This window comes from Stenotrophomonas sp. 10N36 (assembly GCF_056395005.1).
In genome coordinates, this window is the sequence record NZ_JBFTIS010000016.1 from 19,564 (window position 1) to 32,829 (window position 13,266).

Annotated in this window: 12 protein-coding genes; 3 read left to right on the forward strand and 9 right to left on the reverse strand. The window is 69.6% G+C overall.

Annotation, left to right across the window (positions count from 1 at the left end; all coding sequences use genetic code 11):
• Positions 1-10: 10 nt before the first annotated feature.
• On the reverse strand, positions 11-514 hold the full coding sequence (locus AC1DCJ_RS15415) for a hypothetical protein (protein ID WP_478071332.1): 504 nt from the start codon (positions 512-514) through the stop codon (positions 11-13).
• Positions 439-849: a hypothetical protein gene (locus tag AC1DCJ_RS15420; protein WP_478071333.1), complete on the reverse strand. Its 411-nt coding sequence runs from the start codon at positions 847-849 to the stop codon at positions 439-441. Before AC1DCJ_RS15420 ends, AC1DCJ_RS15415 begins: the two co-directional genes overlap by 76 nt.
• A gap of 205 nt (positions 850-1,054) precedes the next feature.
• Here AC1DCJ_RS15420 and AC1DCJ_RS15425 point away from each other — a divergent pair, with 205 nt between their 5' ends.
• Both AC1DCJ_RS15425 and AC1DCJ_RS15430 read left to right on the forward strand, forming a co-directional pair.
• Positions 1,055-3,238 (forward strand): hypothetical protein, encoded by a 2,184-nt coding sequence (locus AC1DCJ_RS15425; RefSeq protein WP_478071334.1) that lies wholly within the window; start codon positions 1,055-1,057, stop codon positions 3,236-3,238.
• Positions 3,239-3,578: 340 nt separating this feature from the next.
• Complete coding sequence (locus AC1DCJ_RS15430) at positions 3,579-4,475, forward strand: LysR substrate-binding domain-containing protein (protein WP_478071335.1); 897 nt, start codon at positions 3,579-3,581, stop codon at positions 4,473-4,475.
• A gap of 17 nt (positions 4,476-4,492) precedes the next feature.
• On the opposite strand, the gene AC1DCJ_RS15435 is transcribed toward AC1DCJ_RS15430, so the two are convergent.
• From AC1DCJ_RS15435 to AC1DCJ_RS15450, 4 genes are read right to left on the reverse strand one after another with little or no spacing between them, the layout of a single operon-like run.
• On the reverse strand, positions 4,493-4,933 hold the full coding sequence (locus AC1DCJ_RS15435) for a hypothetical protein (RefSeq protein WP_448133873.1): 441 nt from the start codon (positions 4,931-4,933) through the stop codon (positions 4,493-4,495).
• Between the two features lie 51 nt (positions 4,934-4,984).
• The gene (locus tag AC1DCJ_RS15440) at positions 4,985-5,233 is read right to left on the reverse strand and encodes a hypothetical protein (RefSeq protein WP_478071336.1); all 249 of its coding nucleotides are present in this window, start codon (positions 5,231-5,233) and stop codon (positions 4,985-4,987) included.
• The gene (locus tag AC1DCJ_RS15445; protein WP_478071337.1) at positions 5,230-5,964 is read right to left on the reverse strand and encodes a glutamine amidotransferase; all 735 of its coding nucleotides are present in this window, start codon (positions 5,962-5,964) and stop codon (positions 5,230-5,232) included. Before AC1DCJ_RS15445 ends, AC1DCJ_RS15440 begins: the two co-directional genes overlap by 4 nt.
• On the reverse strand, positions 5,961-6,740 hold the full coding sequence (locus tag AC1DCJ_RS15450; RefSeq protein WP_428711718.1) for a YggS family pyridoxal phosphate-dependent enzyme: 780 nt from the start codon (positions 6,738-6,740) through the stop codon (positions 5,961-5,963). The genes AC1DCJ_RS15445 and AC1DCJ_RS15450 overlap by 4 nt, the downstream gene beginning before the upstream one ends.
• A gap of 90 nt (positions 6,741-6,830) precedes the next feature.
• On the opposite strand from AC1DCJ_RS15450, the gene ptsJ reads away from it, so the two are divergent.
• Positions 6,831-8,153, forward strand: a complete 1,323-nt coding sequence (ptsJ, locus tag AC1DCJ_RS15455) for a MocR-like B6 salvage transcription factor PtsJ (RefSeq protein WP_478071338.1) — start codon at positions 6,831-6,833, stop codon at positions 8,151-8,153.
• Here ptsJ and AC1DCJ_RS15460 read toward each other — a convergent pair.
• The 3 genes from AC1DCJ_RS15460 to AC1DCJ_RS15470 all read right to left on the reverse strand — a co-directional run bounded on the left by AC1DCJ_RS15460 (position 8,120) and on the right by AC1DCJ_RS15470 (position 13,257).
• Entirely contained in the window at positions 8,120-8,626 is a 507-nt protein-coding gene (locus AC1DCJ_RS15460; RefSeq protein ID WP_137189684.1) for a hypothetical protein, read from the reverse strand. The two genes, ptsJ and AC1DCJ_RS15460, sit on opposite strands and share 34 nt — an antisense overlap.
• Before the next feature lie 117 nt (positions 8,627-8,743).
• Positions 8,744-11,869, reverse strand: coding sequence for an error-prone DNA polymerase (locus AC1DCJ_RS15465; RefSeq protein ID WP_478071339.1), 3,126 nt, complete (start codon positions 11,867-11,869; stop codon positions 8,744-8,746).
• The gene (locus AC1DCJ_RS15470) at positions 11,842-13,257 is read right to left on the reverse strand and encodes a Y-family DNA polymerase (protein ID WP_478071340.1); all 1,416 of its coding nucleotides are present in this window, start codon (positions 13,255-13,257) and stop codon (positions 11,842-11,844) included. Before AC1DCJ_RS15470 ends, AC1DCJ_RS15465 begins: the two co-directional genes overlap by 28 nt.
• Between the last annotated feature and the right edge of the window lie 9 nt (positions 13,258-13,266).

Genomic DNA, 13,266 nt, shown 5'->3' on the forward strand with positions numbered 1-13,266 from the left:
CAGGCGCCCGCTAGGCGGCTGTGCTGTCCTGGCATGGCTGAGGGACGGCCGGGGCCCGCAGGCCCAGCCTGTCGCAGATGACCGGCCAGCGCCTGGCCAGCAACAGCATGACCACCCAGGTCACGCCGGGCAGCGCCGGGATGAAGGCCAAAAACACCGGCACCACGACATCGGCATGCAGCGCGCTCACCCAGCGGCCGGCGGGTGAGCCCATCTCGAGCAGTTGCGGGCCGATGAACGTGGCCAGCACCTCTGCCGGCAGCACCACCAGCGCCACGCAGGCGGCGAAGGCGCCGTAGACCAGCGCCGCAACGGTCAGGGTGAACCTGCCGGCGCAGGGAAGGCGACGCCAGGGCAGGCAGGCGCGCAGGGCCGGCGCCCACACCGGCACTGACATCCAGAGCAGCACCAGACCATGGGTGGTTGTGTCGGCAGAGATCATGGTGCGGGCTGCGCATCGGGTGATGGCGCCATCAGCCGCGCCCAGCGTGCGCCGAGAAAGCGTGCGGCCCATCCGGTGAACACCAGCAAGGGCAGGCCGTACACGAGGGCTGCAAGCAGCGTCGCGGCGATCCCGGGGTGTGACGCCAACTGTTCCAGCCCGGCGGACAAGGGCGGTACCGCGAGGATCAGAAGGCGCAGGGCTACCAGCAACGCCAGGTACGCCGCATAAGCCAGGCACCCGGCGCAGGCACTGAACAGCAGCGGACGCGGAAGCCGGCGACGACCGCCGAACGCCCGCATCGCGGGCCACCAGAACGGCGCGGAGGCCCACACCAGATACCCCGCCGCCACGCCCCCCATCCAGGCCAGCAGTTCAAGGCCGAAGGTCTCCACGACTTGCATCATGCCGGCACGCTCCTTGCTGTCTTCGTTCCGGCAGCGATCGATGCCGGCGCGATTGCACAGTAGCGGCAAGCCGTGCGCCGCCGCAACGGCGTCCGCAGCCCGCGTGGAACAGCCGGCCCGTCGCCGTCGCGCATCGTCTTCACGCGGCTGCGCCAGCCGTCTGCCGATAGTGTGGGGGTCATTCTGCTTCCGCGCGCGTATCTACATGCCCCTGATTCCCGAGCGCGTCCGGCGCTGGCCCCGGCCATGGCGCGTGGCGTTGCTCTCGCTGTTGGCGCTGTATGCGCTGTACCTGATCGCCGGCAACGTGTTCCTCAATACGCCGCTGTTCGACGCGGTCACCAACCGCAAACCTGAGAAGTTCAGCATGCAGACCGGGCCGGCGCTGACCCTGCTGCCCGGCCATGCCGTGGTCTGGAACCTGCGCATGCGCGGCCAGGCCGGGCACACGGTGTACATTTTCCGCGCCGACCGCGCGGGCGCCTGGATCGACCTGCCGGCGCTGTTCCGCCGTGAAGTGCGCATACCGCGGATCGAGGCCACGGGCGTGGAGGCCGAGGTCGAGCGCGTGGACAAGGGCATTCCGCCACCGCCGCGCAGTGACCGCGGCTGGACGCTGCGCTTCGATGCGATCCACAGCGACAGCATCCGCAGCGGCCGTTTCGGCACGTTGTTCATTGCCGGGCAGGGGCACGGCACCGTCGGGTTCCTCAAGCAGTTGAAGGGCGGGCCGTCTGAATTGTTCGACTCCACGGCCGGGTTCGAGAAGGCCGAGGTGACCGTGGGCGGGGTGCGGGTGCTCGATGACGCCCACATTGCGGCGCGGTTCCACTTCCCGCGCCACTACCGTGACCAGGCGCCTGGCCTGCGCAAGCTGGACATCACCTGGGCACAGCTTGAGGTGGATGCGCGCAGCCGCGCCGTGGAAATCGACACGGGTGGACCGCACGTCAGCGTCGGCAGCGCCCCGTCGAACGCCCGTCTTACCGGCGATGTGGTGCTGGACCGGGGGGCGCTGCAACCCGGTAGCCGGGTGGTGTGGCGGGTGCCGGTGCATGCCGGGGTGAACGCCGATGATCGCGGGCTGCTGGCGCTGCAGCTGGATGTGGCGCAGGACATGCGCGTGCAGGCACGGTTGCCCCGCGACCCGGAAACCGGCAGCGAACTGCATGCCGACCTGCGCTTCACCGGCCGTAACATCCCGTTCCGCGCACCGGCCGAACTGCTGCCGCGGCTGAACGGGCAGGTGCAGGGGGCATGGAAGTTCGAGTCGTTGAACTGGATCGCCGATCTGTTCGTGCGCAAGCCGTGGTTCCACCTCGATGGCGGCGGCCTGCTGGAGGGCGACCTGAAGATTGCCGACGGCCAGCTGGCCGCGGGCAGTACGCTGGACATTCCGCAGGTGGCGGCCGTGGCCGAGGTGGCCGGGGTGCGGCTGCTCGGGCAGGCCAATGCGCACGGCAGCATCGTCGCCGGCGAACCGGCGCAGGCGCAGTTGGACGTCAAGATCCCGGCGTTCCGCGCCGCACCGACCGGCTCCCCCAAGGCGTTGCTGTTCGACGGCCACGCCATGGCGCTGACCCTGCGCGGCGACGCCCGCCTGCAGCAGTTGCGTGACGGCATGCGCGCGCGCCTGCGCTTCAACGACGCGCGCGTGCCCGACCTCACCGCGTACAACCGCTACCTGGGCGGCGGCACCGGCAATGTGCGCCTGCTGGGCGGTACCGGCCTGCTCAGTGGGGACGTCGAAATGGATTCGGCCGGTCGCGTGGGCACCGGCCGGGCCGACCTGCGCGGGCGCGGCGCACAACTACAGGTAGCCGGTATCGCGCTGCGCGGCGATGCGCAGCTGCAGGCACGGGTAAAGCGTGCCGACTTCGATGCCAAGCAGTTCGACCTGGGCGGCACCACGGTGGCGCTGCGCAACATCCAGGTCGGCGACGGCGCTGGACAGAACAACTGGTGGGGCACGGTGTCGCTGCGCCAGGGCCATATCGATGCAGCCGCACCGTTTGAAGTTACCGCCCAGGCCGATCTGCGCCTGCGCGATGCGGGGCCGCTGCTGGGGGTGTTCGCCGAGCGCAGCGCGTACCCGCGCTGGGTGCTGGGCATGCTCGATTCCGGTGAGGTACAGGCCAGCGGGCAGCTGCGCTGGCGCAGTGGCGAAATGTGGGTGGATGACCTGCAGGCCGAAAACGAGCGACTGTCATTGCGCGCGCGGCTGGACCTGGCCCAGGCGCGGCGCCGCGGCAACCTGTACCTGCGCTGGGGCGTTCTGGGCGCGGGCATCGAACTGGACGGCCAGGAACGCAAGTGGCACCTGGCCGGCGCACGCGAGTGGTACGACCAGCAGCCACGCGTGCTGCCAGCCCCCAAAGCTGCGCCGTAGCGCCACCCCATGCGTGGCTGCGGTATCCGCGCGCGCATACTCAGGCATCGGCGCACCGGTTCGGTGGCCACGTCGGACTCGGGCGCACCTCGTCGCCGGTCCCTGCGGCACCGCATATCGTCTCTCGCTTGCCCGATGGGGAAGGCGCCGCGGGCGCCGTTTCCTCACCCGCCAACTGGCGCGCCAGGTCGACATGGGTGATGTGCCCCTGCAGGAACAACAGCCCGCTGTACAAGTTCATGATCGACGCTCCACTTGAATAGCGTTGACCATAGGTGCAGGATGCGGATCGAAAAAGCGACATTTCCGCAAGCTGGTCTTGAACAGGATTCAAGTCGACATGTCCCGCATGCCCCTGCAGTCCCTGCAGAATTTCGTGACCGCCGCGCGCCTGGGCAACCTCACCCGGGCGGCGGAGTCGTTGAACCTGACGGTCAGCGCGCTCAGCCACCAGATGCGCCAGCTGGAGCAGCGGCTGGGCTACCCGCTGCTGTTGCGGCAACCGCGCGGGGTGGGGGTGACGCCGGAGGGCCAGCGCCTGCTTGAGCAGGTCGGGCCGCACCTGGATGCGATCCAGCAGGTCTTCCAGCCGTTCGGTGCACGCCACGACCGCGTGCTCACGGTCAGCGCGCTGCCTTCGATGGCCTCCAACTGGCTGGTGCCGCGGCTGGGCTCGTTCGTGGCCGCGCACCCGGAGATCGAGTTCAACCTGGAATCCAGCGAACGCCTGACGGACTTCGAACGTAACGTGCAGTGCGATGCCGCGCTGCGCGTGGGTGCCGGGCAGTGGGTGGGTGTGCACGCCGAGCCGTTGTTCGATGAGTGGTTGATGCCGATGGCCAGCCCCGCGCTGGTGGATCGCATGGGCGGCGTGGATGCGCGCCCGCTCTCGGAATGGCCGCTGTTGGGGGATCCCGATGGCGAATGGCAGCGCTGGTTTGCACAGATCGGCCAGGACCCGCCGCGCCGCTACGTGGCCATGCTCAACGATTCGGAGTCACACCATCGCGCCGCCCTGGACGGCTTCGGGGTAGCGCTGGGGCGGGTGACGCGGGCGCGGCTGCTGCTCGACTCGGGCCAGTTGATTGCCTTGTCGCCGCACCGTTTGAAGACGCGCTGGTCGCATTGGCTGGTGTATCCGCCGCGATCGGTCCGCCACCAGGGCTTTCTGGACTTCCGCCAATGGCTGCATGCGCAGGCGCAGGAACATGCAGAGCACATGCGCCAGCCCGGATGACCGGCGGATGACGTAGCTCAGAACGCGGTGGGCGCGACCGAGATTTCACCGTTGGCGCTGAGCGCCAGGCGGTACTTCAACGGCTTGCCGAGCTCGGCGATGATCTCGGTCTCTCGCCGTGCACTTTCCGCGCCGAACCGGCACAGCGCCTTGCCTTGCGGATTGGGGCCGGTGCCGAGAATGTACCTGCCCGGCGCCACATGGAAGGTGACCTTCTCGGCGTTGTCGATGGTGGAAACCTTGCGGCCGTCCAGGTATACCGCCGTCATGCAGCCGCTTCCCATGAAGCCTGCGTCACGCGCGACGATCAGTACCACTTTGTCCTGGCCTGGCTGCATGAGCTCGGGTGCGAAGATCCGCTCCGGTGGCGTCGAGCGTGCCGTGCTGGTGTTGATGGGCGTGGTAGCGCACGCAGAAACGGCGATGGTGATGCCGACCGCAAGGAAAATCTTCTTCATCATTCCCCCCCGAAGCAGTGGTGTGTCGTTGCCGATTCTATCGCTGGTGGGTCAGCCCCTGTCCACAGGCGTGGCGATGTCCTGATAGACCACCTCGCTGCCCAGCACCTTCAGGCCCGCCGGGCCGCTGCTCAACAGCCGCTGTTCGCCGATGGCCTGTTGCCATTGCAGCTGGAATCCGTCGGTGCCCGGCAGCTGCACGGCCAGGGTATGCAGGTGGCGGCGGGCCTGCGGGCCTTCGCTGTCGAAGCGGCCAAGCAGAACGCCGTGCTGGTGCACGATCAGGCGATAGCTGTTCATACGGGCACCGCCGTGACAATGGGCGCGGCGGCAACCGGCGTTGGCGGCGGCAGTGCATCCAGCCAGGCCGCGAAGAGGTCGCGTGCGGCGGCCGCCAAGGGCGCGGCGTAGCGGTGGGCCTGTTCGCGCAGCGCGCGGGGATCAATACCGGCGCGCTGCAGTTCGTCGGCATGGCCGATCAGCCAGGTGTCGATGCGGGTAGCATCGACCTCGGGATGGCACTGCAGGGCCAGCAGGTGGTGGCCGATGGCGAACGCCTGCTGCGCGCAGGCCGGCGTGGCGGCCAGGCGCAGCGCACCGTCGGGCAGGGTGAAGCTCTCGCCATGCCAGTGCAGGACCGGGATGCCCACCAGTGCCCGCAGCGGCGAGGCCAGGCCGGCATCGGTCAGCGACAACGGCGCGAAGCCGATTTCCTTTGCGCCCATCGGCGTCACGCTGGCGCCGAGTGCGCGTGCCACCAGCTGCGCGCCCAGGCAGATGCCCAGCGTCGGGCGGTGCGCGGCCAGGCGTGAGCGCAGCAGGGCATGCAGGACGCGCAGATGCGGGTAGCCCTGCACATCATTGGCGCTGATTGGCCCGCCCAGCACGATCAGCAGGTCGGCGGTCTCGGCGTCGTCGAGGCGGTCGATGCCGCCCTGCAGTGTCTGCAGCTGCCAACCGCGTGCGGCCAACAACGGGGCGAGTATTCCCGTGTCTTCAAACGCGACGTGCTGGATCGCCACCGCCTTCATGGGGTGCCCTCGGCGGCGGTGGTGGGCCAGTAGAAACTGTCCGGGGTGGCGCGCGCGCCGAAGATGGCCTGGCCGACCCGCACCACGGTGGCGCCTTCTTCGATGGCCAGGTCGAAGTCGCCGGACATGCCCATCGACAGGTCGTCCAGGACGATCCCCGCCGGCAGGCCGGGCTGCAGGCGGTCGCGCAGTTCGCGCAGGCGCACGAAGCACGGGCGGACCTGGTCGGGATCGGGCGAGAACACCGCCAGCGTCATCAGTCCGCGCACGCGCAGCTGGGGAAACGCCGGCAACTGCTGCACGAAGTCGGCAACCGCGATCGGGTCCAGGCCGTACTTGCTGGCCTCACCGGACGTGTTGACCTGCACGAACACGTCCAGCGTGCGCTGCTCCAGCGCCAAGCGTCGGTCCAGCGCTTCGGCCACGCGGAGGCTGTCCAGCGCCTGGAACTCACTGGCGAAGCGCGCCACGTCGCGGGCCTTGTTGGTCTGCAGGTGGCCGATCACCGACCAGCGGATGGGCAGGTCGGCCATGCCGTCGGCCTTGGCCTGCGCCTCCTGCACCTTGTTTTCCCCCAGTTCGTGGCAGCCCGCCGCCCAGGCCAGGCGCAGCCGCGCCTGGTCGACGGTCTTGCTGACCGGCAGCAGGCGCACGCTGGCCGGATCGCGGCCGGCACGTTCGCAGGCGCGCGCGATGCGCTGGCGCACCACCGCCAGGTTGTGGGCGATGGCGTCGACGGTGGTGGCCTGTGGCCAGTCGGGGCGTGCGATGGGCATGGGGGAGCTCCTGAAGCGAGGGCGGCTGCACGGGCGGTCCGGCACGTGCAACACTGTCCCGGGACGATTCACATATTGGCATAGGACAAAATGAAAATCACCGGCCAGACCGCCAGCGCCGTGTTCGACAGCATCCGCCAGCAGATCCTCAGTGGCGCTTTGGAACCGGGGCAGCTGCTGCCACCGGTCCGCGACCTGGCCCTGCAGCTGCAGATCAACCGCAATACCGTTGCGGCCGCCTACAAGCGGCTGGATGCGGCCGGGCTGGCGCAGACGCAGGGCCGGCGTGGCACGGTGGTGACCGCGCCCCCGGCCGTGGGCGCCCAGGAGGGCAGTGCGGCGGGCTCGGCCCTGCACGACCTGTCCAGCGGCAACCCGGACCCGCAGTGGCTGCCGGACCTGCGCGGGCTGCTGCCGGAACGGGCGCCGCGACTGTACGGCACCCCCACCATCGACCCGCAGCTGGAGCGGTTGGCACGAGCGCAGCTGGACCCGGATTGCCCGCCCGGGTACGCACTGGAACTCAGCCATGGCGCGGTCGATGCGATCGAGCGGGTGCTGGGCAGCTGGCTGGTGCCCGGCGACCGCGTGGCGGTGGAGAATCCGTGTTTTCTCGGCAGCCTCAACACCCTGCGCGCGGGCGGGCACGCCACGCTGGCGGTGGCCATCGATGAACACGGCATGGTGCCGGCGGCGCTGGCGGCAGCGCTGGAGGCCGGCGCACGCGCGGTGCTGCTGACCCCGCGTGCGCACAACCCGACCGGTGCCAGCCTCAGCCAGCGCCGCGCGCGCGAACTGCGCCAGGTGCTGGACCGGCATCCGCAGGTGCTGGTGCTGGTGGACGATCATTTCGCAGTGTTGTCGCAGCAGCCGTACCACTCGGTGATCGCCCCGCGCACGCGGCGCTGGGTGCTGGTGCGCTCGTTGTCCAAGGCGCTCGGGCCGGACCTGCGCCTGGCGGTGCTGGGCTGCGATGCCGACACCGCCGCCCGCCTGCGCCTGCGTATGGCCCCCGGCACCGGCTGGGTCAGCCACCTGCTGCAGGATGCGGCGGCCGCGGCGCTGGGCTCGGCGCGGGTGATGGCGCGTGTTGCCAAAGCCGGGCGCGACTACGCGCAGCGGTGCCAGGTGTTGCAGCAGGCGCTGGGCGAGCAGGGCATCCACACCCCGGCGGTGATGGATGGGCTGAACCTGTGGGTGCCGCTGGCCGCCGACAGCCAGCCGCTGGTGCTGGCGATGGCGCAGCGCGGGTGGCAACTGCGCGGCGGCGAGGTGTTTGCCGTGCAGCCCGGCGTGCACGGCCTGCGCATCACCACGGCCATGCTGACGGCCGGCGATGCGCGGCGCGTTGCACTTGACCTGCGCCAGGCGCTGGAGGATCAGGGCGCGCTGGGGGTACTCGGGCGCACGTAGTGCGACTGGCCGTTGTCGCCGACGAAGATCAATTCCGGTTTGCCCTGCCAAGAGGTGAGCATCGCACCGGTGCTGTTCTGGTGCTTGATCACCAGGGTGGCGCCGCGATCCGGGTTGGCGGTGACCTTGAACACTTCGGTGGTGCCACTGGCATCGTCCAGGGTGAGCATGGCTTCATCACCGACATCGGCCGTGCCGTAGCCGCCCCGTTCGGAACCGTCGGCGCCGAGCAGGATCAGCCCGGACAGCGGTGATGCGCGCGGCCCCTGCGAGATGCCCTTGCTGAGCGGGTCCGGCACCGGTGCGCCCAGGATCACCCGGGCCTGGCCATTGCTGTCCTGGATGACCAGCCCGCGTGCGGTGATCACCCGGTCGTGCGATTGGCTCTGGTGCAGGCGCAGGCCGGTCCAGGCGGAGACGACAAGGGCGAGGCTGGAGACAACCAGCGTGGTGACGGTGAGTGCGCGGGACAATGGCGGCTCCAGATCCTTGGAAGCTCGCGACCATACCGCAATGGTTGATTGCGACACCAGTCGGGAAAGTCTGTATTTGCAGCGATCGTGAAGCTGGTCACGTGTTGCCGCGCGGCATCAATGGAAATCCCGACTGTGCGTGCGCACGCCTTCGATCAGGGAATCGATGTTGTACATCTGCCGCACGATCAGGTGCTGCACGCCGTCCACGCGCTCCAGGCGGCCGTCGATCTGCATCATCCGTGCTTCCACCAACACCCGGTGCTGGCGGTCGGCGGTCTTGCGCCAGACCACCGCGTTGACCATGCCGCATTCGTCTTCCAGGGTCAGGAAGGTGACTCCGCTGGCGGTCTGCGGGCGTTGGCGCATGCGCACCAGCCCGGCAAACCGCACGGTGCGCCCATGCGGCAGGGCGGCCAGTTCGTCCGAGCGCTGGCAGCGGCGCTGGCGCAGCTGCGCGCGGATGAAGGCCACCATGTGCCGGCCCAGGGTGGTGCCGGTGCTGTTGTAGTCGGCCTGCATGTCCTCCAACGCACTGGGCGGCGGCAACGGCACGCTGGCTTCCACGGTGGCCCGCGCGGTGTCGAACAGCGGCAACGGCTTTTCCACGCCCGACACTTCCCAGCGCGCACGATGGCGATGGCCGCTCAACCCCTTCAACGCCCCCGCATCGGCGAGCAGGCCCTGGTGGCGGCGATCCAGCCGCGCGCGCTGGCTGAGGTCGGCCACGCTGTCGAATGGCTGCCGCGCGCGTGCCTGTACCAGCGCGGTGGCGACATCTTCGCTGAAGCCGTCGATCAGGCGCAGGCCCAGGCGGATGCCGAAAGGACGGTCGGGCGCGGTGGGCGGCAGCAGCGTGCAGTCCCAGTCGCTGTGGCGCACATCCACCGGCAGTACCGGCACGCCATGGCGGCGCGCGTCCTGCAGGATCTGGTCGGGGGTGTAGAACCCCAGCGGCTGGCTGTTGATCAGGCTGGCGGCGAACGCCGACGGGTGGTGGCACTTGAGCCAGCAGCTGACATAGGTGATCAGCGCGAAACTGGCCGCGTGGCTTTCCGGGAAGCCATAACTGCCGAAGCCCTTGATCTGCTCGAACAGGCGTTCGCCGTATTCGCGGCTGTGGCCGCGGGCGGCCATGCCGGTGAGCAGGCGGTCGCGGTGGGGCTCCAGCCCGCCATGCCGTTTCCAGGCCGCCATCGAGCGGCGCAGCGCGTCGGCCTCGCCTGCGGTAAAGCCGGCCGCGGCCACCGCCAGCTGCATCACCTGTTCCTGGAACAGCGGCACGCCCAGGGTGCGCTTGAAGACCTTCTCCAGCGCCGGCGGGTAGTCGATTTCCTCGATGCCTTCTTCCTTGAGCTTCCTGCGGCGGTTGAGATACGGATGCACCATGTCGCCCTGGATGGGACCGGGGCGCACGATCGCCACTTCGATCACCAGGTCGTAGAAGCAGCGGGGCTGCATGCGCGGCAGCATCGCCATCTGCGCGCGGGACTCGATCTGGAACACGCCCAGGGTGTCGGCGCGGCAGATCATGTCGTAGGTGGGCTCATCGCCCTGCGGAATCTTCGCCATGGTCATCGTCGGTCCGCCATGCGCTTCCAGCATCGCCAGGCATTTGCGCACGGCGGTGAGCATGCCCAGCGCCAGGCAGTCGACCTTCATCAGCCCGGTGGCGTCCAGGTCGTCCTTGTCCCACTGAATGACAGTGCGGTCGGCCATGGCCGCGTTCTCCACCGGCACCATCGTGGACAGGGGGTGTTCGGAGATCACGAAACCGCCCGGGTGCTGGGACAGGTGGCGCGGGAAGTCGACCAGTTCGCTGGTGAGCGCCACTACCCGCCGCATCAGCGGCGTGTCCGGGTCGAAACCGCGCTCGCGCAGCGCCTCGGGCAGCGGTTCGTGGCTGCTCCAGCGGTCCAGGCAGGCGGCCAGTTCGTTGACCTGGTCCGGTGGCAGGCCGAGCACGCGGGCCACGTCGCGCACCGCACTGCGGCCGCGGTAGCTGATCGCCACGGCGGTGAGCGCGGCGCGTTCGCGGCCGTAGCGGTTGAAGACGTATTGCAGTACTTCCTCGCGGCGCTCGTGTTCGAAATCGATGTCGATGTCCGGTGGTTCGTCGCGTTCGGCGGAGATGAAACGCTCGAACAGCAGTTCCATTTCGCTGGGGTCGATCTCGGTCACGCCCAGCACGTAGCACACCGACGAATTGGCGGCCGAGCCGCGCCCCTGGCACAGGATCTGCTGGCTGCGCGCGAAGCGCACGATGTCGTGCACGGTCAGGAAGTAGGACTCGTACTGTTTCGTGTGGATCAGGTCGAGTTCGTGTTCGATCTGCGTGCGTTGTTTTGCCGTAGCGCCTTCTTTCCACCGCCATTGCATGCCGTCCTCCACCAGCGTGCGCAGCCAGCTGGCCGGGTCGTGTCCGGCCGGGATCAGTTCGCGCGGGTAGGTGTACTGCAGTTGTTTGAGGTCGAAGTGGCAGCGTTCGGCGATGCGCACGGTTTCGGCCAGCAGCGCGGGCGGGTACAGCGCGGCCAGCGCCTGGCGGGTGCGGATATGCCGCTCGCCGTTGGCAAACAGCCGCCAGCCGGCGTCGGCGATGGTGCAGTGGTGGCGGATCGCGGTGAGGGTGTCCTGCAGGGCGCGGCGGCGGCGCACGTGCATGTGCACATCGCCGCTGGCCACCAAGGGGATGGCGTGTTCGCGGCCGAAGTGGTGCAGCGCGGCCAGGCGCTGCCTGTCATCGGCCTCCCGGTGCAGTTCCACCGCCAGCCACAGCCGCTGCGCGAAGCGCGCCTGCAGCCAGGCGGCGTCATCGGCGTTGGGTGCGCGGTCCAGCCACAGGCACAGCAGGCTGTCAGGCAGCGTATCCAGATCCTCGCGCAGGCAGCGGTACTCGCCCTTGGGTGCGCGCCGGCGGCAGGTGGTGATCAGCTGGCACAGGCCGGCATAAGCGGCCAGGTCGGTGCACAGCAGCACCAGCCTGGGGCCGTCTTCCAGCTGGAACTCCGCGCCGGTGATCAACGCCAGGTCATGCTTTTTCGCTGCCTGCCAGGCCCGCACGATGCCGGCCAGCGAGCATTCGTCGGTGATCGCCAGTGCGCGGTAGCCCTGGCCCTTGGCGCGTGCGAACAGTTCCTCGGCGATCGACGCGCCGCGCTGGAAGCTGAAGGCCGACAGGCAATGCAGTTCGGCGTAGTCGGGCAGGGCGGCGCTCATGAAAACCAGCCGTGCAGCATCCATGGCCCGCCGCGCCCATCGGCGCTGGTATAGGCCCAGCCGCGCTGGCCCTGGCCGGTTTCGATGACGTAGTAGTCGCGGCGGATATCGCCTTCATCCCACCAGCCCGATTCGATCCGCTCCGGCCCGGACACGATGCGCAGGTGCGGGTCGAGCAGCGGCTGCGGGCGTGGCAGCAACCAGCCCGGTCGCACGGGCAGGACGGGCGGTGGGCCTTTGGGCGCACCGTGGGCATCGCCGCTGGCACGTTCGGGGCGGTGTTCGGCACGCAGCCCCAGGCCCTGCACGGCGTCATCGCCCAGCCGGGCACGCAGCCGCTCGCGCACCTGTTCCCAGGGCATCGCCTGTTGCGGGCGGGGATCGAACAGGTCGCGTGCGGCCGGTACGAACGGCGGCAGGTGCTCGGCCTGCAGGCGCAGGCCACGGCTGCCGGCGGGCAGGTGCAGGTGGTCGACGCGGTTGCGCGCCAGTTCGAACAGCATGGCTGCATCGCGTTCGGGCGCGAGCAGGCCGATGTCCAGGCCGGTGTCCGGGTGCTGGTCGTGTTCGAACCACAACGTGAAGCGTTGTACGCCGCCATCGCGCGAACACAGGAAGGCCGCCAGGTCACCGGTGAGCCGGCGCAGCGGGAACAGCAGGGCCTGGGTGGACTCGATTTCGTACTCGAACTCGATGCGTGCGTCGAAGCGGTCCGGCGGCTGGTAGTAGCGCAGCGGCGGCGTGCTGATCCCGCGCAGCGCATCCAGGTGGGCCAGCACGGCCGGCGCGAAGCGTCGCGCCAGGCTGTCGCGCGGTAGCTGGAAGGCCGCGCCCAGCGTGCGCAGGCCCGAGCGCGCCAGCACCGTGGCCGCCTCGGCCGGCAGCCCGCTGTGTTCGATCGGCACCTGGGCCAGGGTGGCGTCCAGCTGCTGGGCCTCCACCCCCAACCGCGCATGCACGCGGGTCAGCACCCAGGCCGCATGCGGATTGGGCGCGGCCACCAGGCGATGGCGGAAGCCGAGCTCCTTGAGGCCGTCGCACAGGCGTTTTTCAATCGTGGGCCAGTCACCGAACAGCGCGCGGCTGGCGCCGATTTCCAGCGCCAGCGCATGCGGGAAGGCCAGGCTGACCTGCGAGCTGATGCCGTACAGCCAACTGGCCAGCAGCTGCCGGGTGGCCTGTTCGGCGCGCGGGTCATGTTCGACGGTGAGTATGTCGCGGGTAAGCACCTGGGCGGCCGACAGCAGCATGCCGCGGCGCAGCCCCCGTTGGCGCGCCGCCGGGCTCACCGCATGCAGCACGCGGCGCTGCGCCGGGCCGCTGAGCAGCACCAGCGGCACCGACGGATCGGGGTGCTGGCGCAGGGCGGCATCCAGCGCCAGCTGTGGCAGCAACAGGCAGGCCCAGTGCACGGCGGCCGC